The sequence below is a fragment of the Massilia sp. CT11-108 genome, from assembly GCF_047302915.1.
In the GTDB taxonomy this organism is placed as follows: Bacteria; Pseudomonadota; Gammaproteobacteria; order Burkholderiales; family Burkholderiaceae_D; genus Telluria; species Telluria orientalis.
Genome location: NZ_JBKYMO010001597.1, coordinates 1 through 257 on the forward strand (window position 1 = coordinate 1; position 257 = coordinate 257).

Annotated in this window: 1 protein-coding gene; it reads left to right on the forward strand. The window is 63.8% G+C overall.

Annotated features, from left to right (window positions below):
• Positions 1 to 167: 167 nt before the first annotated feature.
• A partial coding sequence (locus tag ACEN88_RS35720; RefSeq protein ID WP_413347124.1) for a universal stress protein occupies positions 168 to 257 on the forward strand: 90 nt, incomplete at its 3' end.

Sequence of the window (257 nt, forward strand, 5' to 3'; positions counted from 1 at the left end):
GAACTGGTGCTCGGCGCCGACCTCGCGGCCGGCAGCTTCGCCGTCGGGGGCGGCGGGCGCATCGTGGCGGAAGGCAGTTTCCGGACAATTTGATTTATATCAAAGAAATCGCTTGATAGATTCGCCATCCTGAGATCGTCCCCACCGGACTCTCAGGAGGAATCATCATGTATGACCGTATCCTCATCCCCACGGACGGTTCCGACGTCTCCGCCGCCGCCGAGCAGGCCGCCATCGCCTTCGCGCGCGCGCACGGC